The sequence below is a fragment of the Streptomyces sp. NPDC104106 genome (genome assembly GCF_055584345.1).
Window position 1 is genome coordinate 392066 of record NZ_JBVJMF010000003.1, and the last position, 25474, is coordinate 417539.

At 74.1% G+C, this 25474-nt stretch carries 25 protein-coding genes and 2 pseudogenes; 8 read left to right on the forward strand and 19 right to left on the reverse strand.

What is annotated here, in order from left to right; genetic code table 11:
• Positions 1–57 precede the first annotated feature (57 nt).
• On the forward strand, positions 58–1152 hold the full coding sequence (locus ACZ60X_RS09130) for an alcohol dehydrogenase catalytic domain-containing protein (protein ID WP_469595290.1): 1095 nt from the start codon (positions 58–60) through the stop codon (positions 1150–1152).
• Between the two features lie 39 nt (positions 1153–1191).
• Positions 1192–1851: a DinB family protein gene (locus ACZ60X_RS09135; RefSeq protein ID WP_469595291.1), complete on the forward strand. Its 660-nt coding sequence runs from the start codon at positions 1192–1194 to the stop codon at positions 1849–1851.
• Here ACZ60X_RS09135 and ACZ60X_RS09140 read toward each other — a convergent pair.
• From ACZ60X_RS09140 to ACZ60X_RS09170, 7 genes are all read right to left on the reverse strand, one after another.
• A complete protein-coding gene (locus ACZ60X_RS09140; RefSeq protein WP_469595977.1) occupies positions 1829–2974 on the reverse strand; it encodes an RNA polymerase sigma factor in 1146 nt (381 codons plus the stop codon). The genes ACZ60X_RS09135 and ACZ60X_RS09140 overlap by 23 nt on opposite strands.
• Complete coding sequence (locus ACZ60X_RS09145) at positions 2974–3387, reverse strand: YciI family protein (protein ID WP_469595292.1); 414 nt, start codon at positions 3385–3387, stop codon at positions 2974–2976. Before ACZ60X_RS09145 ends, ACZ60X_RS09140 begins: the two co-directional genes overlap by 1 nt.
• 42 nt (positions 3388–3429) lie before the next feature.
• Complete coding sequence (locus ACZ60X_RS09150; RefSeq protein WP_469595293.1) at positions 3430–4497, reverse strand: iron-containing redox enzyme family protein; 1068 nt, start codon at positions 4495–4497, stop codon at positions 3430–3432.
• Positions 4494–4769, reverse strand: coding sequence for a CDGSH iron-sulfur domain-containing protein (locus tag ACZ60X_RS09155; protein ID WP_469595295.1), 276 nt, complete (start codon positions 4767–4769; stop codon positions 4494–4496). Before ACZ60X_RS09155 ends, ACZ60X_RS09150 begins: the two co-directional genes overlap by 4 nt.
• Positions 4753–5430: a HemK2/MTQ2 family protein methyltransferase gene (locus tag ACZ60X_RS09160; protein ID WP_469595297.1), complete on the reverse strand. Its 678-nt coding sequence runs from the start codon at positions 5428–5430 to the stop codon at positions 4753–4755. Before ACZ60X_RS09160 ends, ACZ60X_RS09155 begins: the two co-directional genes overlap by 17 nt.
• Positions 5431–5623: 193 nt before the next feature.
• Positions 5624–6319, reverse strand: a complete 696-nt coding sequence (locus ACZ60X_RS09165; RefSeq protein WP_469595299.1) for an HAD family hydrolase — start codon at positions 6317–6319, stop codon at positions 5624–5626.
• A gap of 49 nt (positions 6320–6368) precedes the next feature.
• Positions 6369–7895 carry an FAD-dependent oxidoreductase gene (locus ACZ60X_RS09170; protein ID WP_469595301.1) on the reverse strand — a complete coding sequence of 509 codons (1527 nt, stop codon included), beginning with the start codon at positions 7893–7895 and terminating at the stop codon, positions 6369–6371.
• 134 nt (positions 7896–8029) lie between these two features.
• Between ACZ60X_RS09170 and ACZ60X_RS09175 the strand changes: the two genes are divergently transcribed.
• A complete protein-coding gene (locus tag ACZ60X_RS09175) occupies positions 8030–8506 on the forward strand; it encodes an SRPBCC family protein (protein WP_469595303.1) in 477 nt (158 codons plus the stop codon).
• A gap of 350 nt (positions 8507–8856) precedes the next feature.
• Here ACZ60X_RS09175 and ACZ60X_RS09180 read toward each other — a convergent pair whose 3' ends face one another.
• Positions 8857–10329 (reverse strand): aminotransferase class I/II-fold pyridoxal phosphate-dependent enzyme, encoded by a 1473-nt coding sequence (locus ACZ60X_RS09180; RefSeq protein ID WP_469595306.1) that lies wholly within the window; start codon positions 10327–10329, stop codon positions 8857–8859.
• 179 nt (positions 10330–10508) lie between these two features.
• On the opposite strand from ACZ60X_RS09180, the gene ACZ60X_RS09185 reads away from it, so the two are divergent.
• From ACZ60X_RS09185 to ACZ60X_RS09200, 4 genes and pseudogenes are all read left to right on the forward strand, one after another.
• The gene (locus ACZ60X_RS09185) at positions 10509–11276 is read left to right on the forward strand and encodes a GAF and ANTAR domain-containing protein (RefSeq protein WP_469595310.1); all 768 of its coding nucleotides are present in this window, start codon (positions 10509–10511) and stop codon (positions 11274–11276) included.
• A 77-nt stretch (positions 11277–11353) separates the two neighbouring features.
• Positions 11354–12085, forward strand: coding sequence for a GAF and ANTAR domain-containing protein (locus tag ACZ60X_RS09190; protein ID WP_469595313.1), 732 nt, complete (start codon positions 11354–11356; stop codon positions 12083–12085).
• A 135-nt stretch (positions 12086–12220) separates the two neighbouring features.
• Positions 12221–12550 carry a DUF3040 domain-containing protein gene (locus ACZ60X_RS09195; RefSeq protein WP_469595315.1) on the forward strand — a complete coding sequence of 110 codons (330 nt, stop codon included), beginning with the start codon at positions 12221–12223 and terminating at the stop codon, positions 12548–12550.
• Positions 12541–13552, forward strand: a pseudogene (locus ACZ60X_RS09200) (DNA topoisomerase IB). The gene ACZ60X_RS09195 and the pseudogene ACZ60X_RS09200 overlap by 10 nt, the downstream one beginning before the upstream one ends.
• 378 nt (positions 13553–13930) lie before the next feature.
• On the opposite strand, the gene ACZ60X_RS09205 reads toward ACZ60X_RS09200, so the two are convergent.
• On the reverse strand, positions 13931–14698 hold the full coding sequence (locus tag ACZ60X_RS09205; protein ID WP_469595318.1) for an ANTAR domain-containing protein: 768 nt from the start codon (positions 14696–14698) through the stop codon (positions 13931–13933).
• A gap of 118 nt (positions 14699–14816) precedes the next feature.
• On the opposite strand from ACZ60X_RS09205, the gene ACZ60X_RS09210 reads away from it, so the two are divergent.
• Positions 14817–15167 carry a helix-turn-helix transcriptional regulator gene (locus ACZ60X_RS09210; protein ID WP_469595320.1) on the forward strand — a complete coding sequence of 117 codons (351 nt, stop codon included), beginning with the start codon at positions 14817–14819 and terminating at the stop codon, positions 15165–15167.
• Between the two features lie 396 nt (positions 15168–15563).
• On the opposite strand, the pseudogene ACZ60X_RS09215 reads toward ACZ60X_RS09210, so the two are convergent.
• From ACZ60X_RS09215 to ACZ60X_RS09260, 10 genes and pseudogenes are all read right to left on the reverse strand, one after another.
• Positions 15564–15962: pseudogene (locus ACZ60X_RS09215) on the reverse strand (maleylpyruvate isomerase N-terminal domain-containing protein); the annotation flags it as partial.
• Between the two features lie 51 nt (positions 15963–16013).
• A complete protein-coding gene (locus tag ACZ60X_RS09220; protein ID WP_469595323.1) occupies positions 16014–17045 on the reverse strand; it encodes an SDR family oxidoreductase in 1032 nt (343 codons plus the stop codon).
• A gap of 56 nt (positions 17046–17101) precedes the next feature.
• Entirely contained in the window at positions 17102–18508 is a 1407-nt protein-coding gene (rfaE2, locus tag ACZ60X_RS09225) for a D-glycero-beta-D-manno-heptose 1-phosphate adenylyltransferase (protein ID WP_469595325.1), read from the reverse strand.
• Positions 18505–19104: a D-sedoheptulose-7-phosphate isomerase gene (locus ACZ60X_RS09230; RefSeq protein WP_469595327.1), complete on the reverse strand. Its 600-nt coding sequence runs from the start codon at positions 19102–19104 to the stop codon at positions 18505–18507. Before ACZ60X_RS09230 ends, rfaE2 begins: the two co-directional genes overlap by 4 nt.
• Complete coding sequence (locus ACZ60X_RS09235; protein ID WP_469595329.1) at positions 19101–20336, reverse strand: glycosyltransferase; 1236 nt, start codon at positions 20334–20336, stop codon at positions 19101–19103. Before ACZ60X_RS09235 ends, ACZ60X_RS09230 begins: the two co-directional genes overlap by 4 nt.
• Positions 20333–21295 carry a glycosyltransferase gene (locus ACZ60X_RS09240; protein ID WP_469595331.1) on the reverse strand — a complete coding sequence of 321 codons (963 nt, stop codon included), beginning with the start codon at positions 21293–21295 and terminating at the stop codon, positions 20333–20335. The genes ACZ60X_RS09235 and ACZ60X_RS09240 overlap by 4 nt, the downstream gene beginning before the upstream one ends.
• Positions 21292–22299, reverse strand: coding sequence for a glycosyltransferase family 9 protein (locus tag ACZ60X_RS09245; protein ID WP_469595333.1), 1008 nt, complete (start codon positions 22297–22299; stop codon positions 21292–21294). Before ACZ60X_RS09245 ends, ACZ60X_RS09240 begins: the two co-directional genes overlap by 4 nt.
• A complete protein-coding gene (locus tag ACZ60X_RS09250; RefSeq protein WP_469595336.1) occupies positions 22296–22832 on the reverse strand; it encodes a D-glycero-alpha-D-manno-heptose-1,7-bisphosphate 7-phosphatase in 537 nt (178 codons plus the stop codon). Before ACZ60X_RS09250 ends, ACZ60X_RS09245 begins: the two co-directional genes overlap by 4 nt.
• A complete protein-coding gene (locus ACZ60X_RS09255) occupies positions 22829–23824 on the reverse strand; it encodes a glycosyltransferase family 2 protein (RefSeq protein WP_469595338.1) in 996 nt (331 codons plus the stop codon). The genes ACZ60X_RS09250 and ACZ60X_RS09255 overlap by 4 nt, the downstream gene beginning before the upstream one ends.
• The gene (locus ACZ60X_RS09260) at positions 23821–25455 is read right to left on the reverse strand and encodes a carbamoyltransferase family protein (RefSeq protein ID WP_469595341.1); all 1635 of its coding nucleotides are present in this window, start codon (positions 25453–25455) and stop codon (positions 23821–23823) included. Before ACZ60X_RS09260 ends, ACZ60X_RS09255 begins: the two co-directional genes overlap by 4 nt.
• Positions 25456–25474 lie beyond the last annotated feature (19 nt).

The following is a 25474-nucleotide window of genomic DNA, read 5'->3' on the forward strand; positions in this document are numbered from 1 at the left end:
CCCGCGTGGGGACGAGCGAGTCCCCGCAGGCGGGCGGAAGATGACGGAGATCCAGCCATGCGCGCAGCAGTTCTGACGCAGTTCGGTGTCCCGCTCTCGGTGCGGGAGGTGCCCGACCCCGACGTGCGGGACGGCGAGGTGGTGGTCGAGGTGCTCGCCGCCTGCGTCGTGCCGTACGCGGCGGAGGTGTTCAGCGACGTGCGCAAATACCCGCTCGTCCCGCCCGTCGTGCCCGGCACCGGAGGCGTCGGCCGGATTGTCCACGTCGGTCCCGACGCCACCCGGCTCCGCGTCGGCGACCTCGTGTGGTGCGATCCCACGGTGCGCTCGCGGGACGACGCCCTGGCGCCCGACATCGCGCTCCAGGGCTGGAGTTCCCGGGGCGAGGGCGGCGCGAAGCTCGCCCGGTACCTGCACGACGGGGCGTTCGCCGAACGGATGCGGGTCCCGACGGAGAACGTCTTCCCCCTGCCCGCGGCAGCGGGCGACGACCCGGCCCGCTGGGCCTCGCTCGTCGTGTACGCCATCGCCTACGGCGGGCTGCTGGCCGGCGGGCTCCAGGCCGGCGAGACGCTCCTCGTCAGCGGCGCGACCGGGAACCTCGGCGGCAGCGCGGTCGCGGTCGCCCTGGCGATGGGCGCGGGCCGCGTGGTCGCCCCGGGCCGCGACCGGTCCGCCCTCGACCGCCTCGCCGAGCGGTTCGGCCCGCGCCTACGCCCCGTGGAGCTGACCGGACAGCAGGCCGCGGACCAGTCGGCGCTGACCGCCGCGGCCGACGGCCCGGTCGACATGGTGATCGATCTGCTGCCCCCGAGCGCACCCGCCTCGGTGACGCGCACCGCGGCCATGACGGTGCGCGAGTACGGCCGCATCGTCCTCATGGGCGGTGTCGGCATGCTCGGCGGCGCGGATCTCGCGCTCCCGTACCCGTGGCTGATGCGCAACTCGGTCACCGTGCGCGGCCAGTGGATGTACCCGCGCACGGCGACCGCCGGTATCATCCGGCTCCTCGCCGGCGGCGCGCAGGACCTCGCCCTCGCCGCCGAGCAGGTCCACACGTTCCCCCTCGACGCCGTCAACGACGCCGTCGCCCACGCCGCCGCCCACCCGAGCGCCTTCGACCGTACCGTCCTGACCCCGTCCGCAGGCTGACAAGGCCGGCTGTCAGTGCCGGGTGGAAAACTGCCCGGCATGATCGAACCGAACCCGAAAGCGGACCTCGTCCGCTACCTGCAGCAGGCGCGTGATGCCCTGGTGTGGAAGCTCGACGGACTCTCGGAACGCGACATCCGCCGTCCGCTGACTCCCACGGGCACGAACCTGCTGGGGCTGGTCAAGCATGTCGCCGGCGTGGAGCTGTCGTACTTCGGCGACACGTTCGGACGGCCGTTCTTCGACGCGGAGCCGCCGCCTTGGTGGTACACCGAGGAGTCGGAACCCAACGCGGACATGTGGGCCACCGCGGACGAGTCACGGGAACAGATCGTCGGGCTGTACCGCCAGGCGTGGGAGCACTCCGACCGCACGATCGCGGCGCTGACGCTCGACGCGACCGGTCATGTCCCGTGGTGGCCGGAGGAACGCCGGCAGGTGACGCTGCACCACGTCCTGGTGCGCGTGATCTCGGATACCCAGCGGCACGCCGGCCACGCCGACATCGTGCGAGAGCTGATCGACGGATCTGTCGGATATGTGCAGGGCAAGGACAACATGCCACCAGTGGACAGGGCGTGGTGGGAGAGCCACCGCGAGCGGCTGGAGCGCGTGGCACGGGAAGCCGAGGACGTAAGCGCCCTGCCGCCGTCCCGGAGCCGCGGACGCCGCAAGGTCAGGCACGGCGGCGGGAGTTGAGCCGGGCGGCCTGGCGCGTCAGGTGGTCGCGCTCGGCGAGGTTGGGCGCCTTGCGGGCCGCCTCGGCGTACAGCCGGGCCGCCGTCGCCAGGTCGCCGTCGCGCTCGTGGAGGTGCGCCGCCACGGCGGTGTGGCGGGGCAGTGAGGCGTCCAGCGCCGCGAGCGCCGCGAGACCGGCGCGGGGCCCGTCGGCCTCCCCGACGGCGACCGCGCGGTTGAGCCGGACGACCGGGCTGTCGGTCAGGCGCGCCAGCTCGTCGTACCACTCGACGATCTGCACCCAGTCGGTCTCCTCGGCGGTGGGCGCGTCGGCGTGGAGGGCGGCGATGGCGGCCTGGGCCTGGTACTCGCCCAGCCGGTCGCGGGCGAGGGCCGCGTGCAGGATCCCGACGCCCTCGGCGATCAACGCGGTGTCCCACCGGCCGCGTTCCTGCTCGGCGAGCGGCACCAGGGTGCCGTCGGGCGTCGTCCGGGCGGCGCGCCGGGCGTGGTGGAGCAGCATGAGGGCGAGCAGCCCGGCCACCTCGGGGTGGTCGATGCGGGTCGCGAGCTGCCGGGTGAGCCGGATGGCCTCGGCGGCGAGGTCGACGTCGCCGGAGTAGCCCTCGTTGAAGACGAGGTAGAGGACGCGCAGGACGGTGGAGACGTCGCCGGGCCGGTCGAAGCGCACGCCTGAGACGGTGCGCTTGGCCCGGCTGATGCGCTGGGCCATGGTTGCCTCGGGCACCAGGTAGGCCTCCGCGATCTGGCGGGTGGTGAGCCCGCCGACGGCGCGCAGCGTGAGCGCGACCGCCGATGACGGGGTCAGCGACGGGTGGGCGCACAGGAAGTAGAGCTGGAGCGTGTCGTCCACCGCGGGCGCCGGCCCGGGCGCCGGCTCCTCCTCGACGCGGTCCTCACGCCGGCGCCGGGCGGCGTCGGCACGCGTCGCGTCGAGGAACTTGCGCCAGGCCACGGTGACCAGCCACCCCTTGGCGTCCCGCGGGGGGTCGGCCGCCCAGACCCGGAGCGCCTCGACCAGGGCGTCCTGCACGGCGTCCTCGGCCGCCGCGAAGTCGGCTCCGCGGCGGACGAGGATGGCGAGCACGCTCGGCGTGAGGCTCCTCAGCAGGGCCTCGTTCATCAATGGCACTCGGTGATGGTGGGCGTCGCGGTCAGGAACGGGCGCACCTCCAGCCACTCGTGGATCGGCCTGCCACCCGCCCCGGGGGCGGCCGACAGCTCCCCGGCCAGCTCGACGGCGCGCTCGTAGCTGTCGACGTCGATGACCATCCAGCCGGCGATGAGGTCCTTGGTCTCCGCGAACGGTCCGTCGGTGACCGGCGGGCGCCCCTCCCCGTCGTAGCGCACCCACGCGCCCTCGGGGGCGAGCGCCTGACCGTCGACGAACTCGCCCGTCTTCTCCAGCCGGGCCGCGAAGTCGTTCATGTACCGCACATGCGCCGAGATCTCCTCCGGGCTCCACTGGTCCATGCACACGTCGTTGACCGGAGCCGGAGCGCCGCGGTAGTGCTTCAGCAGCAGGTACTTGGCCATCGTGCTTCTCCTCGGTGTTCGTGCGGCCCATTGTGGTCGCCTTCACCCCGGGGACGGAGCCCGATACGCGTTCTCGACATCGCCGTCCGATTTTTTTCCGGGTTCTCTCCGCAGCGCCGTCGTTCCCGACCGCCAGGCTCCCAGGAGGCGGGCGGCCAGCCGGTCCTCCAGACGGCCCGTCGCGCGGATCCCGAACACCACGTCGGGTTCCAGCCGCGGCTCGTCCGCCAGCAGCCCGGCGACCACCTCGTGCCGTACGACCTGCTCGTGGACCGCGTCCGCCTCGACGTGCTCGGTGTAGAACCGCACGGCCGCCCGTCCCGCGCCCATCCGTCGCAGCGCCTCGGCCAGCCGGCGGGAGGCCGGGGACGACGTCACCTCGACGGCCGCGAAATGCCCGACGAGCGCCCCGCGCAGCGCCCGGTGCAGACCGAACAGGGACATCAGGTTCACGGTGGCCAGCGCCTCGGCGGGCGCCGCGTCGGCGTAGCGGCCGTACGACGTGTCGAGCCCCAGGTCCGCCATGAGGTCCGCGAACAGCTCGGCGTGGATCTCTTCCGCGCGGCCCGCGCCGAACTCGTCGAACTCCACCGCCACCATGGCCGCCTTGGCCCGCCCGCGCAGCCTGGGGATCACCCACGCGTGCGGATCGGCCTCCTTGAGGTGGTACAGCGAACGCAGCGCCGCGTACTCACGGAACTGGCCGAGGGTGCCGTGGTTGCGCAGGAAGTGCGAGAGGCTGCCACTGTCGTCGCCGACCGGTTCGAGCTGGAGCCGGTCCAGCTCCCGCTGCGCCGTATCCCGCTCGCCGACCGGCGCGTCGGCCCGCAGCGCGCCCAGGAAGCGGTCCTCCCACTCCCGGCGCGCGCTGAGGAGCCGGGGATCCCACTCGGTGTCGTCCGCAACGCCCTCCAAGCCCTGGTAGTGGAGTTCGTAGAGGAGGTACAGGGCGAGTTGCAGATCGTCGCCGTAGGGGGAGCAGTCCGGGGGAGGCGGAGGAACCGCGGACGCCGATCCGCGCAGTACGGCCATGAGCCCGGCGGACAGCGGGCCGCGCGGCTCGGGCAGCGGCGCAGGCCGGATCCGCCGTTGCGTCCGCACGTCCGTCATGACGCGCCGCCCTCCTCGCCGCTCGGGTCCACTGCGCCCCCTTCGCCTCCCGGGCACTCCTCGACCTGCTCGTGCCGCTTGGCGCGGCGGCGGTGGCTGGTGTCGCACCAGGGCATCGTCCGGCTGCGCCGGCAGGTGCAGACAGCCACCGCGAAACGCCGCGACACGCTCACCTCACCGTCTTCGCCCACGACCTCGACCGGCCCCTCCACCAGAAGCGGCCCGTCGCGCTGGACGCGGATACGGCGCGGTCGTTCAGGCGTGTTCGGCACGGATCACCACCAGCTCCTCCGTCGTACGGCCGGCCAACAGTCCGCGCTCGCGCAGCCACGCGAGCCGGGAGCACAGCACCTGGCCGAACGGCACCCGGGCCCGGTCCACGACCTCGGCGCGCAGGCCCGCCGCCCGGAACCGCGCCAGCGTCTCGTCGACGCCGCTCAGGTGCGAGTGCACCATCAGCAGTGTTCCCGTCGGCCGCAGCACCGCGGGCGCCGTGGCGCAGATCCGGTCGATCAGCAGCCGGCCGTCCGTCCCGGCGTCCCAGGCCCGGGCACTGCCGCGCGGCGGAGCGTCGTCGGGGGCCGGCACGTAGGGCGGGTTGGTGACCACGAGGTCGAAGCGCCGGCCCGGGACGGCGGACGCCAGGTCACCGTGGCGTACGCGCACGCTCTGCCCGTTCAGCAGGGCGTTGCACCAGGTGGCGGCCAGCGCCCGCCACGAGATGTCCACCGCTGTGACGCGGGCGCCCCGGCGCGCCGCCTCCACGGCGAGCGCGCCGCTGCCGGTACCCAGGTCCAGCACGTCGGTACAGCTGGTGATGTGCTCGCGCCGCATCGCCCGGCTGAGCAGCCCCGTGTCGGTCTGCGGTCGGTAGACGCCCGGCGGGAGAAGGCACCGGAACCGGGGCGGGGCGGAGACCGACTCGACGGTCATCGCGAAGCCCCGGGCCGGCGTGTCGTGCGGGGCGTGGGGGCAGCGGCGAGAGCTTTCACGATCCTGCTCCGAATGCGGTGGGCGACGTACGGGAACGGTGTGTGTGCCGAGCCGGACGCGAACCGGCTGGGTTCCACGGGTACCCCGGGCCGGGGGACATAACGTCGGCGGGGCCGGGACCAGACCCGCTCCGTCACGCCAGAGGGCTCCGCGGCAGGGCGTCGAGCAACTGGGCCGGGTCGTCGAAGACGGCGTCGGCGCCGGCCTCCTCCAGGTCCGCGCGGGGAATGCCGCCGCAGAGCAGCGCCACGCACCGCACCCCCGCCCGGCTGCCCGCCCGCATGTCCCACACCGTGTCGCCCACGAACACGGCACGCCCGGCCGGGACACCCGCCAGCTCCAGGGCCCGCTCGACCGGCTCCGGGGCCGGCTTGCCCTCGCTGACGTCGTCGGCGCTCGCCGCCGCCGTGATGGCGTCGTCCGCGTCGATCGCACGTCGCAGCGCGGACAGTTCCTCACCGCCGGCCGAGGTGGCCAGGACCACGCTCCAGCCGTCGCCGGCCAGCCGCCGCAGCAGATCCCCCGCCCCCGGCAGGGCGGACAGCCGCTCGAAGTACTGGGCGTAAAGCACCTTGTGGGCCGTGCTGAGGTACTCCGCCTCGCCGGGGTCCACCGCCGACGGCCCGCCGAGCAGATGCGCCACGAGGTCCTCGGAGCCCAGTCCGACGGCCCGGTGGATCGCGTGGGTCGGCACCAGGTGTCCCGCCCGGCGCAGCGCCTCCCACCAGGTGACCACGTGCAGATGGTTGGTGTCGACGAGGGTTCCGTCCACGTCGAACACCGCTGCCCGCCCCGTGCCCTCTCGCTCCTGGCCTTCGTTCGTGGACATACCGGTTCTCCTTTGCGTGGACGGTCAGATGATGTGCGGCCTTGGGGGCTCAGATCTCACGCTGGTCCAGCGGCCGCACGGCGGGACCCTGGAGGACGCGGCCGTCCGGGGCGAAGCGCGAGCCGTGGCACGGGCATTCCCACGCCTGCTCCGCCTGGTTGAAGGCGACGACACAGCCGAGGTGGGTGCACTGCGCCGAGACCGCCTGGAGCCGGCCGCTGTCGTCCCGGTGGACCGCGCACGGGCGCCCGCCCAGCCGTACGACGGCGCCCTCGCCCGGCGCCAGGTCCTCCGGCGAGCGCGCACCGGCGTGTGGCAGCCGGTCGGCGACGAAGTGCCGGGCCACATACGCCTGATGCCTGAGGAACGAGCCGCCCTCGCGGACCACGGAGGCCACTCGGCGCGGGTCGTACAGATCCGCCCACTCGACGGCGCGGCCCTCGACGAGATCGCTGATCAGCAGCCCCGCCATGATGCCGCCGCTCAGCCCCCAACCGCCGAAACCGGTGGCCACATAGGTGTGGCGGCTGCCGGGGTGCAACGGCCCGACGAGGGGCACCGAGTCCGTGGAGTCGTTGTCCTGTGTGGCCCAGCGGTGGGTGAGCGTCAGCCCGGCGAAACGGCTCTGGGCCCAGCCGGCGAGCCGGTCGAACCGCTCCCCGGCGTCCGCGGTGCCCGGACCGAAGTGCTCCCCGGTGACGATCAGCAGACGCCTGCCCTCGTCGTACGGCGCGCTGCGGACCGACCGCGTGTTCTCCTCGGGCGTGATGTACATGTCGCGCGGAGCCCGGTCCGCGTCGAGGAGTCCGGCCACGACCAGCTCGCGGCGAGGGGAGAGCCGGGTGAAGAGCAGGGCCCGGTCGAACACCGGGTAGTGCGTGGCGACCACGACCTCGCGGGCCCGCACCGACACACCCCCGTCGGTCGACAGGACGCACGGCTGCCCTTCCGTCAGCCCGGTGACACGCGTGCCCTCGTACACCGCGCCGCCGCGCCGGACCAGGTCGTCCGCCAGGGCGAGCAGGTACTTGCGGGGGTGGAACTGCGCCTGGCCGGTCACCCGGACGGCACCGGCGACGGGGAAGGGCAGCTCCGTGCCGGTGACGAACGCGGCCGGCAGGCCCGCCTCGCGCGCCGCGTCGGCCTCGGCCCGCACCTGGGCGACCTGCCGCGGATCCTCGGCGTAGGTGCAGGCCGCGGCCTCCTCCCACTCGCAGTCGATGCCGAGGTCGGTGACGATCTCGGCGGCACGGCGGATCGCGGCCGACTGCGAGCGCGCGTACAGCCGTGCGCCGTCGCGGCCGCGGGTGCGCCGCAGATGGTCGTAGACGAGGGTGTGCAGGGCGGTCAGCTTCGCCGTCGTATGGCCGGTGACCCCGGCGGCGATCCGGTCGGCCTCCAGCAGGGCCACTTCACGGCCGCGTCGCACCAGCTCCCAGGCCGTACTCAGACCTGCCATGCCACCGCCGACGACCGCCACGTCCACGGAGATGTCCCCGGCCGGCGGGGGAGCGGGCGCGCCGGCCGGTGCGGTCTGAAGCCAGTACGAACCTCGGATCACCGACTCAGTGTTCATGCCCGCCGGGTTCCCGCGATCGCGAGGTGATGTACGCAGTCTTCGCGCTGTTCTTCCCGGGTACCCGGTGCCACGCACACACGCGGGAGGCCGGCGTGGCCCGGCCCCGGCGACGAGCCGACGAGGAGGCACTCATGAGCACGGTGAAGGAAGCGGTCGAGGTGGAGGTCCCGCTCCGTGTGGCGTACGGCCAGTGGACCCAGTTCGAGGACTTCCCGAAGTTCATGGAAGGCGTCGAGGAGGTCAGGCAGCTCGACGACCGGCACAACCACTGGATCACCCGCATCGGCGGGGTACGGCGCGAGTTCGACACGGAGATCGTCGACCAGTTGCCGGACGACCGGATCACGTGGCGTTCCGTCGCGGGCGAGACCCAGCAGCGCGGCTCGGTGCGGTTCGAGCGGGTGGACGACATGCACACGCGCGTGGAACTCACGATGGACGTCGAGCCGTCCGGCCTGGCGGAGAAGGGCGCGGACGCCCTCGGCATGATCGACCGGCGGGTCAAGGGCGACCTGCGCCGCTTCAAGGACTACGTCGAGGGTGGCGGTGACGTGAGCGGCGGCTGGCGCGGCCGCATCCGGCCCGAAGACCCCGGCACCACCCTCTGAGCGTCGCGCACCGCCTCCGGCTGCCGGCCGGAGAGCCGGACCGCTGCTCCGGGGAACCCGTCGGACCGAACGAGATCCGGCGGGAGACACGGGGACGAGGCGTCCGGGGATGCCCGGTCCTCAGCAGCCCGAGCAGCGCCGCGGCCGCGAAGGCGGTGCCACGCCCCAGCACAGCGCCGAGCCGAAGGCCCGCCGGGACGAGGCCGGGGGCGGGCGCGTCCATGGCACGGACAAGGGAAAGAAAGGCGGGTGAGGGCGACGGAATTCCCCCGGAGCAGCGGTCGGATCACCCCTGACACCGCTGGTCTCCAAGGGGCCACTGCCGCCCCCTGTCCGCGACGCCGCGGGGCTCACTCCTCGGCGACCACCCGGATCGTGTCCAGGCCGCTGTCGGCCGTGTCGGGCAGGTTCATACCCGCCGCCACACCGGTGGTCAGATAGCGCAGGACCGGCTCGGTGAGGCGTTCGCCGGGGAGCACGGCGGGGATGCCGGGCGGGTAGGGCGTGACCATCTCGCCCGCCGTCCGCCCCGCCGCGCTCCTCGCCGGCACGTCCTCGTGCCGGCCGAAGTAGGCGTCACGCGGCAGCCGGACCTGTTCCAGCCTCAGGTCCGTGGGGGAAGGGACGTCGACACGCGGCGCGTCACGCAGCTCGTCCGCGTGGTCGGCGAGATCGCGCAACGCCGTGAGCAACCGCTCGACGGTCCTGTCGTCGTCCGCGTGGGTGATCTGGGCGCTGATCCGCCGGTGGTCGAAGAGGTGCAGGTCGACGTGGTGGCGTTCACGCAGCCAGTCGGCGGCCCGGTAGCCGGTGGTCCCCAGCTCCTCGATGTCCATCACGAGCGGCAGCGGATCGAAGCCCGCGGCACGCCCCGGCCCGCAGAAGTCGTCCGCGTCGTTGACGTGGAAGCCGTCGATCCCCTCGATCGTGCGCCGGGTGCGCTCGGCCAGCCGCAGGGCGTGGTCGATGAGTCCGTGGCCGTGCTGGACCATCTGCCTGCGCCAGGCGTCGATCCCCGCGTACAGAAGGACGTTGGGGCTGGTGGTGCCCAGCAGGTCGGCGCGGGAGGCGAGTTCGGCGGGGTCGACGAGGCCGCCCCGGAGATGGAAGACCGAGCCCTGTTCGAGGCCGCTGCCCATCTTGTGGATGCTGGTCACGCACACGTCGGCACCCGCGTCCATCGCCCAGGACGGCAGCCCCTCGTGGAAGGGCAGATGGGCACCCCAGGCCTCGTCGACGATCAGCGGTTTGCCGCGGCGGTGACAGACTTCGGCGATGCCGCGCAGGTCGGCGGCCGTGCCGTACGGGGTGGGGCTGGTGACGAGTGCGCCGTCCGCGTCGGGGTGCCCGGAGAAGGCCTTCTCGTAGGCGGCGGCCGATGGGGGATGGGCCAGATGCCGTTCGGCGTCCCACTCCGGTTCCACCCACAGCGGTTCGACGCCGGACAGGATGAGCCCGGCGACCACCGACTTGTGGGCGTCCCGGCCGACGACGATGCTGTGGCCGGGGCGGGTCACCGTCAGCATGGCGGCCTTGACGGACAGCGAGCTGCCGCAGGTGGAGAAGAACGTGTGGTCCGCGTGCACCGCGTCGGCCATCAGCTCCTGGGCCCGCTGGAGCACCCGGCCCCGGGAGAGCCGGTCGTCGAGCCCCGCGTTGGCCAGGACGTCACCGAGGTACACGGCGTCGCCGAGGACCGCACGGGCCCGTGGATCCGCGCCGCGTGCCTGCTTGTGTCCGGGAGGGGTGAAGCCCAGCTCACCGACGTCGTGGTAGCGGGCCAGGGCGTCCAGAACGGGTGCTTCGTCGTGGTGGAGATCCATGTCGGCGGAGTTCCCCGGCCGACTGGGGGCATGCCGTCGCGACTCGTGGTTGGGCCGCTCCCCGCCAGGGGTACCCGGCGGGTGCACACGGGGACGGCAACCGACCCCGGACCCTCGCCGGCCGGGAGACCGGTGGATCATGTCTGCTGACCGAGTCCGCCGTCGCGGAGGTGACGACCATGCCATCCAGTTCCTCCGCGCAGCCCTGCGGTGGTGAACCCTCGGGGGTGGAGGAACGGCTGCGCGTCATCGAGGCGCTCGCCGCGGCGGCCGGAGGCGTCGACGCGCAAGCGGCACCGGAGGCCCTGTGCCGGGCCTGTGTGGGTCTGCTGCCGGTCACCGGCGCGTCGGTGTCGATCTCCGGCGGTTCCACCGTGCGGGCCACCTGGTGTGCCAGTGACCGGGTCGCGGCCCTGCTGGCGGAGGCGCAGTACACCCTGGGCGACGGGCCCTGCCAGAGCGCCCTCGACGCGGCGGCCCCGGTACTGGCCGCGGACCTGGGCAGGGAACCGGACCGCAGGCGCTGGCCGGTCTTCGCCCACCAGGCCGTCTCGCTGGGCGTCAGGGCGGTGTTCTCCCTGCCGCTCCGGGTCGGCGGGTCCTCGATCGGCACCCTCGACTTCTACCGCGACCGGCCCGGCCCGCTGTCGGCGGGCGACCTGGCCATAGCCCTGTGGGCACGGGACGCGGTCACCTTCGCCGTCATGAATCTGCATCCGCGGCAGGACGAGTCCGAACAGGAGCCGGAAGACGGGGTAGCGTCGTGGGTGGAGGCCGCGGAGGCCGAGCACAGTGAGGTCTACCAGGCGATGGGCATAGTGATGATGCAGTTCGGTGTGGATCCCGAGGAGGCTCTGGACCGCATGCGCGCACGTGCCTTCGCCCAGGGCCGTACGGTCACCGAGGTTGCCCGTGACGTGATCGCGCGTATCCAGCTCCCGGCCTGAACGGGGCCGGGAGGCGAGTCGGGCGAGCAGGAGGACCGGCGTCCCACCGGCGCCGACGGACTGGACGGTGAACAGTCGTGAACCGCGAACAGCAGCTCGCCGACGCGCTCGTCGGGCTGGCCGACTCCTTCGCGGACGACGTCGATCCGGTCGTGCTCCTGGACCGTCTCGCGACGAACTGCAAGGAGATCACCGGCGCCGACGAGGTCGGCGTCATGGTGGCCCCGCTGCGCGGCGGCCTGCGCACGATGGCCGTCACCGACGACCGGGCCGCCCTCCTGGAACTCTTCCAGCTCCAGACCGACGAAGGCCCCTGCGTCGACTCCTACCGCCTGGGCGAGCGGGTGAACGCCCCGGACCTGGTGAGCAGCACGGACCGCTGGCCGCAGGTGGCGCCGTACGCCCGGGACGCGGGCTTCCAGTCGGTGCACGCGCTGCCCCTGCGCGTCCACCGCCAGATCATCGGCGCCGTCAATCTGCTGCTCAACGCGTCCGGCGGGCTGCCGGAGCCGGCGCTGAACCCGGCCCAGGCGCTCGCCGACGTCACCGCCGTGGCCCTCGTGAACTGGAATCCGTATCCGATCCGCCCCGGTGACATCACCACCCGGGCCCAGGCCGCGATCGCCGCGCAGGCGACCGTCGAGATCGCCGACGGCATGATCGCCGAGTTCGGCGGCCTGAGCCTGGCCGAGGCCCACAATGCCCTGCGGAACTACGCCCAGCGCACCGACGACCGCCTCACCCGCGTCGCCCAGGCTCTGGTCCGGCGCGGTCTGGCCCCGGACGCGGTGGTCGCCGCTCCGGTCTGAGCCGCGCGTCCGGCCCGTGGTGTCGGCGGCCCGATCCAGGGCACTCGGCTGCCGGTACCGTCTGCCGCCGCGCGCCCGGCGCCCGGGGCCGACGGTGCCGTACGCCCCGTCGTACCCGAGGGAGGTGCCGTCGCCATGGCAGAGGGCGCTGAACCTTCGAAGGACGTCCGGCTCTCACCGTACGAACGACTCGCGCTGTCGCGGATCGAGGCCGAACTGTGCCGCGACCGGCGCTTCGCACACCGGATGCGCCCACGGCCCGCCCGGATCTGGCTGCGGGCCGCCGTCGCGCTGCTGACGGCGGCCTCGGTGTTCCTGGCCGTGATGGGGATCCGCACGGCGGACCTCGGGGTGCTGTGGTGCTTCGCCGCGGTGTGGCCGCTGACGCTGGTGCAGGGCGTACGGCTGCTGCGCCGCGCGAGCCGGGACGGCGGCGGCGCCGAACGGGACGAGCCATGCGCCTGAGCACCAGTGACGTCCACGCACCGGGGTACACCAGGCTGCGCTGCGGTCGCGGATTCCGGTACCTGGACCCCGCCGGGAGGACCGTCACCGACCCTGCCGAGCGGGACCGCTTCCGCGCGCTGGTGATCCCGCCGGCCTGGACGGACGTGTGGATCCGCCCCCTGCCCAACGGCCACATCCAGGCGATCGGCACGGACGCGGCGGGACGGCGCCAGTACCTCTACCACCCGCGGTTCCGCGAGCAGCGGGAGGCGGCCAAGCACGAGCACGTGCTGGAGGCCGCGGCGGCTGCCGCGGCTGCGTGAACGGGTGGCAGCGGATCTGGCGCTGCGCGGCCTGTGCCGCACCCGCGTCCTCGGCTGCGCGGCCCGGCTGCTGGACCTGGGCATGTTCCGGATCGGGAGCGAGGCGTACACCAGGGACAACGACACCTACGGCCTCACCACGATGCTGCGTGAGCACGTGTCCTGCCGCCGGGGCGAAGTGTGCTTCACCTACACCGCGAAGAGCGCCAAGGAGGTGTCGCGCACGCTCGTCGACGCATCGGCCTGGCGCACAACGCGCGCTCTGCTGCGTCGGCCTGACGACGGATCACGTCTGTTCGCCTACCGGCAGGGGCGGATCTGGCACGACGTGCACGCGGAGGACCTCAACGCCTACCTGCGCGACGGCGCGGGCACCGGCCTCACCGCGAAGGACTTCAGGACCTGGCACGCCACCGTCCTCGCGGCCGTCGCCCTCGCGGTCTCGGCTCCGGTGGCCGCGGAGTCGGCGGCCGCGCGCAAACGGGCCGAGAGCCGGGCGGTGCGGGAAGTGGCCGGTTATCTGCGCAACACCCCGGCCGTCTGCCGGGCCTCGTACATCAATCCGCGCCTCTTCGAGCTGTTCGAGGAGGGCCGCACCATCGCACCGGTCCTCCAGCGCCTGGGAGCCGAGGCCCCGTTCGGCTGCCCGGCCACCCGGGGCGCCGCCGAAGAGGCCGTCCTGCGGCTGCTGGCGTAGCGGAGGGTGCGCAAGGGGCGCCCGACCGCCGATGTTTGCCCGTGCCGCGCTTGGCAACTCGGTGAACAGGCGACACGCAGAAAGAAGATGAACGCAGTGACCACGCGAACCGCACCGAAGACGTCTCTTCGAGCGGCCGAGACCGCCGAGACCGGCTGGGCGAAGGCTCGTCACCTCCGGAACAAGGGTGTACGCACCTGCCTCGCCGCCGTCGCGGACGCGGGTGCTCCACCGGCCGAGTCGACGAGCAGCGAGGGGAACATCGTCAGGGGTGAGGACTGAACGCTCCGGCGGCCCTGGCTCGATCCGGGTGGAACCAGGGGGCGGTGGAGGGCGGAAGGGCACGCGTACTTCCGCCCTCCACCCATGACCGGGCGCCTATGCCCGGTCCTCTCCCTGGCACACCGCGTGCCGGGGCGGTCCGGTGCGGACGCGGCCCCGCGGGGGGACGCCGGCCTTGCGCGCCGTGATGGCCGCCGTCAGCTCCTTCTGGACGGCGTCCGGCAGGGACGCGCCCTGCACGGTGGCCACCACGTCCCGGGCGAGGCGGTGCAGTTTCGTGTTGGTTCTCTGGGAGGCCGTCACCAGCACCTCCCAGGCCTCGTCGGCGTCCAGGCCGAAGGACGCCATGAGGATGCCGCGGGCCAGGTCGATGTCCGGGCGGGTACGCAACGCGCGCCGCAGCTGCACCACCTCGGTCTGCAGGAGCCCGTCGTCGGCGTCCTCGCACCGCTGCGTTGCGGATTGCCGGCCGGGCGCGCGGGCGCCGTCGCTGGCCGCGAAGAGGTCGTAGGTGTCCGTGAAGGTCAGCAGGCGCTCCGTGGCGGGGCTGGCCGCGGTGACGGTGACCTCCTTGCCTGCGGCGACCGCCTCCCGGCGCACGGCCAGCAGCACGTTGAGCGCGGAGCAGTCAGCGAACTCCAGCTCGCCGAGGTCCAGATCCACTCCCCGCGTCGACCGGGCGAGGGCGTCACACAGGGCGTGCCGCAGACTCTGGCTGTCGTCCAGGCAGAACTTCCCGCGCACCGTGACCTTCACGCGCCGGTGGTCCGGCCCCGCCTCCACGAGCAGGGATCCGGCAGGCGCGGACGGCCGGCATGACCCGTCCAGTCCTGTCGACGACTCCTCGTAGCGTGGTTCCGGCATGATCGCCTCCTCCCCGGGTCCTACTCCAGACTCATCCGCATCGCCTGATACGTCAAGCGGTACGCGAATTTGGTTTCGTGTGTTTGTGAGCGTGAACACGTGGGCGTACCATGGCGCCATGGTGGCAGTCGACGCAGTGCCCGAGCCGCATGCCGGGTGGACGTTCCTGACCAATCACGCGCGTGTCCTGGCCAGCATCGCCGACAATCACAACGCGCGGATCCGCGACATCGCGGCGCGCTGCCGGCTCACGGAGCGTGCGGTCCAGAAGATCATCTCGGAGCTGGAGCAGGACGGCTACCTCTCCCACACGCGTAACGGGCGCACCAACCAGTACAGCATCGATCCCAGCAAGGTCCTGCGCCACCCGGCCGAAGCCGGCCTGACGGTGGCCTCCCTGCTGTCGATGCTGGTCAGGGACGAGGACGAGCGCAAGGGCGTCATGCAGCAGATGGAGGCGGGGGCCTGATCCCCCGTCAACCGCGCGATCCGTCAGTAACCGCTCAGGAGCGCCCGCGCCCGGCGCAGGGCCTCGCGCCCGGCGGAGCTGTGCCAGCGCGACGGATCGGCGGGGCGGCGCCCCCACAGCAGCAGGACGCGCACGGCGGCGTCGCTCTCGAGCGTGGCGGGGCCCCTCGGGGGCCGCGAGCCGGATGGTGCCGCCGCCGGCGTCGGCGCTCACCACGACGTCGTCCATGCCCGGCGTACGCAGGCGGCCCTCGACGCGTTCCGCGGACCCGGGGGCCAGCCCGGCCCGGCCCCGCTCCAGCAGCGGACGGCCGACCGAGCGCACACTGTGCTCCGTCAGCCACGGCTCGCCCAGCGCCCGCACTGCGGTAGCGTCGTCGCCGGTCACGTCCCAGCGGTGCAGGATCAGCTCCTCACACATGTGCTCGGCGAAGAAGGGCGCGGTCACCGACCGCCCGGTCCATATCAGTTCGGTGTCCGGGGACAGATCCTGTGCGGCGGCCGTGGCGACCTCGGTGAGCTGTTCGCAGCGGTTCAAGAACGCCGCCCAGAGGTCGGCGTCGGACTTCCGCCGATAGGGCTCCTCCCGCTCGAAGCCCCTGGTCTCCACCGGCGCACCGTCGAGGAACGCCCGTAGAACCCGGGCCAGTTCCTCGGCGTTGCCCGTCTGGTGGACCAGGACGTCGCGCACGGTCCACGCCTCGCACCAGGTGCCGTCGCCGGGCCGCCGCTGCTGTACGGCGTGCGCGAACGGAGCCGGCTCCGGCAGGGTCTCCTCGATCCGGGGTGGAATCATGCGCCATGCGTAGTCCGGCCGGCCACCGGTCGAACCGGCGGCGTGCGGCGTTCAGCCGACCTTGCGCCCGCGCAGGGGCTCGGTGTCGTGCCCGGCTCCCTCCCGCAGTCCCGCCAGGAATTCCCGCAGCACCTCCGGCGCCGAGTGTTCGGGCTGCCATCCCAACTCCTGGTGGGCGCGCCCGCAGTCCATCAGGGGCAGTCTGAGGACGGCGTCGAAGAGGTGCGGGGAGGCGGGAAGGACACGCAGCCGCCAGGCGGCGGCGACCGCGGACCGGGCCGCGGTACGGGGCAGCCGCACCGGGCGGCGGTCCAGCATCTCCCCGAGCAGACCGGCGTCGACCACCGGCTCGGCGGCGAGGTTGAAGGCACCTCGCGCGGCATCGGAGCGCAGTGCGAGCTGGAAGGCCCGGGCGGCGTCGTCGGTGTGCAACACCTGCACCGTCAGACCCGGCACGTCCGGCAGGACCGGCAACAGGCCGGGCCGGGCCAACTGACCGGGCAGGAAACGGCCGCCGAAGATGCGCCGCTGCTCGCTCGCCGACTCGCGCTTGAACAGGAAGGCCGGACGCATGCGCACCACCCTGACCTCGGGGTGATCGCGTTCGAAGATGTCCAGCGTCCGCTCCAGATAGGCCTTCTCACGGCAGTAGGCGGCGTCCGGCCAACCGTGCGTCGGCCAGGACTCGTCCACCGCGTGGTCCTTGGGGCCCGGCGAGTAGGCGCCGACGGACGAGGTGTGCACCAGCACCGGGACCTGTGCGGCGGCCACGGCCTCGAACACACGGGTGCTGCCCAGCACATTGGTCTGCCACGTACGCGCCGGATCGTGGGTCGGCTGGAACGCCCACGCGAGATGGACCACGGCGCTCGCTCCCCGGAACACCGGGACGAGGTCCGCCCCTTCGGAGGCCAGGTCCACCGGGCACCACTCGGTCTTCTGCGGTGTCCAGCCGGGCGTACGCCGGGCGACCCCGCGCACCCACTCGACCCGCGGATCCTCGGAGAGCAGACGGACCACACTGGTTCCCACATTGCCGGTGGCCCCCGTGACCACCACCCTGCTGTCTGCCTCGCTGCTCATCGTGGGCTCCTCTCGGCGACGGCGGTAGGGATTTCCGGACGAGTACCGGGCACCGGTCAGCGCGGACGCCCGGCCGGCTGTGTGCCCGAGGCCGCCCGCCGGGCGATGCCGGTGGTGGACCGGCCGTCCAGGTAGGGGAAGAGGACGACCTGGCCGCCCCAGCTCTCCACCAGCGCGGCCTCCGGCAGCCGGGTCGCGGCGTAGTCGCCGCCCTTGGCCCAGATGTGCGGGCGCAGTTCGCCGAGCAGCCGTTCCGGCGTGTCCTCGTCGAACACGGCGACCGCGTCGACGCACTCCAGCGCCCGCAGCACCCGGATCCGGTCCGCCAGGGGCACGAGCGGCCGCCCCGAGCCCTTGCGGCGGCGGACCGACTGGTCGGAGTTGACGCAGACCACCAGGCAGTCGCCCGCCCGGCGGGCGGCCTGGAGCAGCGCGACATGACCGGCGTGCAGCAGGTCGAAGCAGCCGCCGGCGGCGACCACCGTGCCGCCCGCCGCCCGGACCCGGGCGACCGTGCCGAAGGGGTCGTCGTCCGCGGGCACCGGCCGGGCGGCGTCCTGCGGCGCGAGGGACAGCGAGCGCACCCCGCCCTCGGCGACGTACCGGGTGGCCGCGTGCACGGCCGCCCGCACCGCGGACTCGGTCATCCGGCCGTCCGCGAGCATCCCGGCGGCCGTCGCCGCGAGCCGGTCACCGGCGCCGCAGGCGTCACCGTCGGCCGCGACCGGCGACGGCACCAGCAGTGGGGTCTCGCCGTGCGACAGCAGCGCGCCCCGGCCGCCGAGCGTGACGAGCACGGACACCGCACGCCAGGACCGCACCAGGGCGCGCGCGTCCCGGGCCGCCCGCTGAAGGGCGGTGGCGTGCCCGGCGGCGTCACCGTCGGCACCGGCGGCGAAGAACCGGGCCTCGGCCGCGGACGGCGTGGCCAGCCGCACCCCGGGCACCGGCGGGCCCCCTCGGGGGTGGGGGTCCCACACCACCGGCACGCGCGCGGCCACCGCCGCCAGGGCTTCCCGCAGGACGTCCGCGGTGCCGCGCCCGTAGTCGGCCACGAGGACGGCACCGGCGTCCGCCACCGCCCGGCACGCCTCCTCGGTGGCCCGAGCAGCCCAGCCGTCGCCGTCGTCCAGGCGCAGCAGCGGCCTGCCCTCGGCGAGGATCCGGGTCTTGCTGGACAGCGTGCCCCGCAGGGGCAGCCGTACCACCGTCACCCGGCCCGCCAGGAGGTCGGCGAGCGCCGTGCTGCTGTCGTCCTCGCCCAGCGCGGTCACGAGCGTGACGGGCCGGCCGTCGGCGGCGGCGAGACACGCGGCGAGCGCCGCGCCGCCCGGCCGACTGGTGCGCCGGCCGCCGCTGAGCACGGGCACGGGTGCATCGGGCGCGAGGCGTTCGGCCCGGCCGCACAGGTCGTGGTCGAGCAGCGCGTCCCCGACGACGAGCAGCGGCGCCGGGGCGGTCACGGCCTGCCCCGATCACGTCGGGCCGCCCGTTCGACGGCGCGGTCGAAGGACTCGCACAGCATGTGGACGGCCACCAGGTGCAGTTCCTGCACGGTGGCGGATGCCGCCGCCTCCACACACAGGGGCTCGTCCGCCGTCGCCTCCAGGGGATTGGGCGCCGGGCCGGTCAGGGCCCACACGCGCATCCCGAGGTGCTGCGCCTGCTTCGCGGCCACGAGCAGGTTGGCGCTGGCCCCGCTGGTCGACAGCAGCATCAGGACGTCTCCGGCCCGCCCGTGCGCGCAGACCTGCCGGGCGAAGATCTCCTGGACGCCGTAGTCGTTGGCGATGGCGGTCGTCGAGGAGGTGTCGGCGTGCAGCGCGAGCGCGGAGAACGGCGGCCGGTCCTCGCGGTAGCGGCCTACCAGCTCGGCGGTCAGGTGCTGGGCCTGGGCGGCGCTGCCGCCGTTGCCCGCGACCAGGAGCCGGCCCCCCGACCCCAGCCGGTCGGCGAGAGCGGATCCCCACCGCTGAAGGACGGGGGCGGCGTACCCGCGAAAGCCTTCGAGGGCCTTCATCAGGTCGTCGCAGTGCGTGACATCGGTGGCGAGTTTCATCGGACTGTTCCCGACAGCGAGGGGACGGCGGACACCGTGCTGTAGACCTGGCTCACCCCGTCGGCGACCCGGTCCCAGGTATAGCGGGCGAGGACGCGGTGCCGGCCGGCGGCACCGTACCGGGCGAGCCGGGCGGGGTCGCTGAGCAGGCCCCGCACGGCCGCGCCGAGGTCGTAGTCGTCGTCGGAGGGCACCAGGAGGCCGGTGACGTCATGGACGACGGTGTCCAGCTGTCCGCCGACGGCCGTCGCCAGCACGGGCGTGCGGCAGGCCATGGCCTCGACGGGGACGATGCCGAACGGCTCGTAGCGCGGCACGGACAGCACGAGGTCCGCCTCCGACATGAGCCGGGGCATGCGGTGCGGGCTCACCCCGCCCAGCAGGGTCACCCGGTCGCCGACCCCGTACTCCCCGGCGAGCGCCCACAGCCGTTCCGCCTCCGGCTCGGCGCCGAGCAGGGCCGGCTCGGGCCCTCCGGCGACGAGGAGTTCGGCATCGGGGACGTCGGCCAGGGCGCGGATCGCCCGGTCGAAGCCCTTGCGGGGCACGAGCCGGCCGACGGTGAGCAGACGACGGGGGCCGTCGGCGGATCCGCGGGCTTTCCCGGCCGGCCTGAAGTGCTCGGGGTCCACGCCGCAGGGCACGATGTGGACCCGCTCGCGGGGCAGGCCCATGGCGACCAGTTCGGCCACCTCGTCCTGGCACGTGGCGATGATGCCGGCGCACTCCCGGCCCACGGCCTGCTCGATCGCGATCCGTTCGCAGGGGCTGGTGTCGGCGGCGCCCTGGTACCGCTTCTTCACGGTGCCGAGCGCGTGGTACGTCTGCACCACGGGGACGCCCAGGGCGCGGGCGCCGGTCACCGAGGCCAGCCCCGACATCCAGAAGTGCGCGTGGACCACGTCGGGCGGCTCGGCCGCCCACTCGCGGGCCAGCCAGGATCCGAACTCCGGCATACAGGCGAGGAGTTCGTCCTTGGGTATGGGGGCCGGTGGTCCGGCGGGCACATGGACGACGCGTACCCCGTCGTCGGTGAGGACCCGTTCGGGCAGATGGGGGTCGTCGCGCCGCGTGTACACGACCACCTCGTGGCCGCGGCGCGCCAACTGGCGGGCGAGCTGGGCCACGTACACGTTCTGGCCGCCCGCGTCCGGACCGCCCAGCTCGGCCAGCGGACTGGCGTGCTCGGAAACCATGGCGACGCGGCCGACCGGCCGGCGGCTCGTGCTCATCGGGTGACCTCCTTGATCAGGCGTTCCCAGTCGTCCAGGAAGCGCCGCTCTCCGTAACGGGCCTGTGCCGCGGCTCGGGCGGCCTCCCCCGTCAGCCGGGCGTGGACGGGATCCGCGAGGAAACCGCGGACGGCGTCCTCAAGGACGTCGAGGCGGTTGGAGACCACTCCGGCCCCCTCGGGCACCGCTTCGCGCACCTCCGTCGTGTCCAGCGCCACCACCGGCATGCCCAGGAACATGGCCTCCAGCAGGGACAGCCCGAGCGACGTCCACCGCACGGGGTGGAGGTACAGCCGGCAGCGGGCCATCGCCGGATGCAGCTCGCCCTGCGGCAGGTCTCGGCAGCGGCAGCGGCCGGGGGAGAGCCCCAGCCGCCCGGCCAGGCCCTCGGTGCGCATGCCGAACACGTCCAGCGGGGCCGCGCGCGCGAACCGCGGCAGCAGGTCCGTGCCCGTCGTACGGCCGCGCCGCACCGGCTCGTTGACGACGACCGCCGCACGCCGCTCCTCGCCCGTCCACAGCGGGCCGGGGTCGATGATGCCGTGCTCGATCACCTCGGTCGGGGCGCGGCCGTTGTCCCACATCAGACGGTTGAAGTGGGTGACGTGCACGAGGGGGATGTCGTCGCGGTCGGCGAGCGGGTGCCGGGTGTCCACGGCCGTCTCGTGCGGGCAGTTGTGCTCGACGTACACCGCCGGCACGTCGGCACCGGGCCTGCGGCCCGTCCACCGCCGGGCCAGCTCCAGCTCGTGCGGCCGTTGCAGCACCATCAGGTCGATGTCGGCCTCCCGCAGCTCCCCAGGGCTCATCTCGCGCACACCGGACGGCCATTGCCACGTTCTCGCCCGCCCGAGACCGTCCGGGCCACGGTCGGGCGTCACCGGCACGAGGAAGGTGTACGGCCCCTGGACGAACGAGGTCAGCCAGGAACCGTGCACGTGCCAGACGAGAATGTTCATGTGGTCTCCATGAGCAGTTTGCCGACGGCGCTCACCACGTCCTCGGGCGTGACGCTCTCCAGACAGGGGTGGCCCGGGACGGGACAGTGCAGGGCGCGGCTGTCCGCGCAGGGCGCGTGCTGGTCACCGAGGAGCACGCTCGGCACTCCGTAGGGCGCCCACCGCTCCGCCGGTACGACCGGGGAGAAGAGGGACACCACCGGCGTGCCGACGGCGGCCGCCAGATGGGCCGGACCGGTGTTGCCGCTGACCACGACGTCGGCGCCCCGCAGCACGCCCGCCAGGGCGCGCGGCGTGGTCCGGCCGCCGAGGTCCACGGCGGTGCCACCGCTGACCCGCCCGGTCAGTTCCGTCTCGTCCGGGCCGCCGGTGACCACGACCCGGTGTCCGGCGTCGGCGAGCAGGGCCACCGCCTCGGCGCAGCGCTCCGGGCTCCACGCCCGGGCGGGCGCACTGGCCCCGGGATGCACGACGACGTAAGGGCCGTTGCCGGTCAGCGGCACGGTGTCGGGCGGCGGTACGACGCGCAGCCTGCCGTCGTCCCCGCCCGGCGGCAGGAAGCCCAGGGCGGCCGCCGTGTCCAGCGCAGCCTCGGCCTCGTGCCGGCCGGGCAGCCGCCGGTGCCGGACGTCCAGCAGCCGGCCCGGATGGTCGGTGCTGTCCGCGCCGATCCGCCCGACACCCGCCAGGCGCAGCAACAGGGCCGTGGGCAGCGGGCTCTGGTGGAAGGAGGTGAGCACGAGCGCGGTGTCGAACGCGCGCTCCCGCAGCCGCCGCAGCAGCCCGTCGACGTCCGCCCGGTCGACGGACGGCGGATCGAAGCCCTCCCAGGGCGCGGCCCACACCATGACCTCGTCGACGCCGGGCAGCAGCCGGGCGGCCGGTTCGCCGCGCGGGCCGCACAGCAGCGTCACCCGGGAGCTGTGGGCGGCGACCGCGCGGACGGCGGGTCCGGCGAGCAGCACGTCTCCGAAGCTGTCGAGGCGTACGACCAGGGTCCTCACGCCCGCTCACCCCCACCCTCCGCGAGCAGCCGGCGTACCGCCGTCAGCAGGTCGGGCGCGGTGCGCGGGGCCGCCTCGATCTCCTGAGGCAGTGTCGCCGGGGTCGGCACCAGCACACCCCGCGCGCCCGCCGCGCGCGCGGCCAGCACATCGGCACCGATGTCACCGATCACCACGCAGTCGGCCGGTGCCACGCCGAGCCGCCGCGCCGCCTCGGTCACGAGCCCCGGGCGGGGTTTGCGGCATCCGCAGTGGGCGGCGGGCGCGTGCGGGCAGTACACCCAGGCGCCGAGGCCGCCGAGCAGCGCGTCCGCCCGCTCGTTGACCCGGCGGACCTGCGCCTCGGTGAGCAGCCCCCGGCCGATGCCCGACTGGTTGCTGACCACCGCGGTCGCGATGCCCGCCGCGCGCAGCAGCGCCACGGCGCGCCGGGCCCCGGGCAGCGGCCTGACCAGGGCGGGGTCGCCGTTGTAGGGGACGTCCTCGATGAGGGTCCCGTCCCGGTCGAAGAGGACGGCGGCCGGCCGGTTCACGACATGCCCTCCAGGGGAAGGGCCCGGCGGTGGCGGACCAGGCCGTCGATCCAGTGGCGGACGGCCAGCGGCGGGATGAGCACGCTGGTGGCGAACATGGTGGCGATCTCGGGCCCGGTGCGCGGGCCCGGCGCGATACGGGCGAGGGCGAACTCCGCCGTGCCGAGCGCCCACAGCCCGCCGGCCGCACCGGCGGCGCGGCGGCGGCCGGTCAGCGCGCAGCCGAGTGCCGTGAGCGCGGCGGCGGTGACCAGCGCGTGCCGGGGGAACCGGCCCCGGGGCGCCTCGGCCCGGTCCCACCAGCCGGGGCCGTGCAGCCGGGTCATCAGGACGTCGTCGGCGTTGCCGCGCTGGGCCCGCACCGACGCCCAGCGGCCGGCCGGCCGTACCGGATGCCGGGTCGTGCGCGTGCCGCGCCGCAGGGTCCAGCCCGCGTCCCGGACCCGCAGGGCCAGGTCCGCGTCCTCGCGGAACGCCCGGCGGAACCGCTCGTCGAAGCCGCCCACCCGGCGCAGCGCGGCGGTGCGGTAGGCCATGTCGGCGGTGGCCCAGGCGGCCTGCTCAAGACCGGCCGTACCGCGCTCCCAGTCGGTCGGCCTGCGGTCGCCGGGGAGCGGGACGGTCAGCCGCCCCTGGACGCCGCCCGTGGCCGCGTCGGCCGTCGCCAGGTCGTGGGCGAGGCGGCGGGACCAGTCCGGCAGCACCTGGACGTCGTCGTCGAGGAAGACCGTCCACGCAGTGCCGACCGTGCGCCAGCCGGCGTTGCGGGCGGCCGCCGGGCCCCGGCCCCCGGTCCGCAGCAGGCGCGTCCGCCCGCGCAGGACTCCCGCCGCCTCCAGCGGCAGCGGCCCGGCGGGCTCCGGCCGGTCGTCGACCACCACGACCTCCTCGGGCGGATGCCCGTCGGCCGCCGCGAGCGCGCGCAGGCAGTCGGCGAGGCAGGGCCGCCCGATCGTCGGGACGACCACGCAGTAGGCGGGAGCGGCCGTCATGCGAACATCTCCCGGCGACGGACGGCGAACGGCCCGAGGGCGAGCAGGTCCACCGGGGCCGACCCGAAGCACTCCAGGGCGTCCCGGGGATCGTCCACCATCGGCCGGCCCGCGGTGTTGAGGCTGGTGTTGACCACGACGGGCAGCCCCGTGCGCCGCTCGAAGCCGTCGATCATCCGGGCCACCAGCGGCTCCTCGGCCCGGTCCACCGTCTGGATGCGGGCCGTGCCGTCGACGTGGACGACCGCCGGGATCCGGTCCCGCCACGCGGCGGCCACGTCGTGCACGAACAGCATGTACGGGCTGGGCAGCGGCCCGTCGAACAGTTCCCCGGCGCGCTCCGCCAGGACCATGGGCGCCACCGGACGGAACTCCTCCCGCCCCTTGACCGCGTTGAGCCGCTCCAGGTTGCCCGCACGGCCCGGGTGGGCCAGCAGCGACCGGTGCCCGAGCGCCCGGGGTCCGTACTCGCTGCGGCCCTGGAACCAGGCCACGATCCCGTCCGCCGCCAGCTCCTCGGCCACGGTCTGCGCGATGTCCTCGGGCTCCTCGTACGGTACGGCCGCCCGCTCCAGCCAGGCACGCAGCTCGGCGTCGCTCCAGCCCCGGCCCAGGGCGGCGGTCGGCATCGCCTCCACGGTCTCCTTGGCGTTCGCGACATGCAGGGCCGCGCCGAGCGCCGTACCCGCGTCGCCGGCGGCGGGCTGCACCCAGATCCGGCGGAACGGGCCCTCGCGGTGCAGCCGCGTGTTGGCCACGCAGTTCAGCGCCACCCCGCCCGCGAGCGCCAGCACCTCGTCGCCCGTACGGTCGTGCAGCCACCGCACGAGGCCCAACAGGACCTCCTCCAGGCACGCCTGGGCGCTGGCGGCGGCGTCGGCGTGCGCCTGCGTCCACGGCGCGCCCGGAGCACGCGGCGGGACGAGGGACGACCAGGGCACGGACGGGGCCCGGAATCCGCCGTTGCCGTCGAGCCGTACGGACGTGCGCAGTTCGTCGAGGAAGCGCGGTTCGCCGTACGAGGCCAGGGCCATCACCTTGAACTCGTCGCTGCTGCGCAGGAAACCGAGGTGCTCGGTGAGGTCCTCGTAGAACAGGCCCAGGGAGTGGGGCAGCCGCTGGGTGCCCAGGACGGTCAGTTCCCGGTTCGCGTAGCGCCCCGCGAGATGGGAGCCGCACTCGCCCCGGCCGTCCAGGACCAGCACCGCGCAGTCCGGGTAGGGCGACGCCTGGCCGGCCGAGGCGGCGTGCGCGACGTGGTGGGGGACGAAGCGGACCTTGTCGGGGTCGAGGCCGGGCAGGGCCTCGGCGAGGAACTCCGGGGCGCGGCGCGCGTACTCCTGGCGCAGCCGGTCCCATGGGTCGTTCAGGCCCAACTCATCGGCGGGAAGGGCGAGTTCGGGATCGTACGAGTAGGCGACCGCGTCGAGGTCGGACGGGGTGAGACCGGCCTGCTCCAGGCACCACCGGGCGGACTGCTCGGGCAGTTCCCAGGCGGAGAAGGGAACGGGCCGCTTGCCGTGTTTGCGGCGGCTGAAGCGCTCCTCCTCCGTGGCGGCCACGATGCGGCCGTCCTGGACGAGTGCGGCGGCCGGGTCGTGGAAGAGGGCGTTGATTCCCAGGACGCGCATGCGATGCCTCCGGGCGGTC